Annotated in this window: 1 pseudogene; it reads left to right on the top strand. The window is 65.6% G+C overall.

Annotated elements, in window-relative coordinates:
• Positions 1-344 precede the first annotated feature (344 nt).
• Positions 345-547, top strand: a pseudogene (locus CCN33_RS18310) (diguanylate cyclase); the annotation flags it as partial.

Genomic DNA, 547 nt, shown 5'->3' with positions numbered 1-547 from the left:
CCGCGGCGCTGAGCGACAGGAGCAATTCTTAGCGGCCGCAAAATTCCCTGGCAATGATGTGACGTACGAAGCCGGGTAGTGGATCAGGTCCACGTAAAACGGGACAGATCAGCACATCGGGCCGTTCATCTAGGGGTACTGTGTCTCCTATGTCCGTTCGTAAGTGATGTGCGCCCTATGCGGGGGCTCACACCGGTACGGGGCCGATGTGACGAAGCGGTCATCGAGCGTTTCTCTGCGTTAGCAAACTCTCCGGACACCCTGATGTCTGTGCGAGCACACCCGCCCGCGCGCGTTGTACCTCCTCGTGCCGCCTCCCCGTGCCACGCCGGTACCGTGAGGGCATGCATCCAGGTCCCCGGTCCGGTCTCGCCGCGGTGAGCGCCGCGCTGCTGGCCATGAGCAGGCACCTGGAGGTGCGCGACGTCCTCAAGACGATCGTCGCCTCCGCCCGGGAACTGCTCGACGCCCGGTACGCGGCCCTCGGTGTCCCGGACGACCACGGGGGCTTCGCCCAGTTCGTCGTGGACGGCGTCAGCGACGCCCA

The sequence above is a fragment of the Streptomyces recifensis genome, assembly GCF_002154615.1.
In the GTDB taxonomy this organism is placed as follows: domain Bacteria; phylum Actinomycetota; class Actinomycetes; order Streptomycetales; family Streptomycetaceae; genus Streptomyces; species Streptomyces griseoluteus.
Note: the sequence above shows the minus strand (reverse complement) of the source record. Positions and strands in the feature narration are given on the sequence as shown.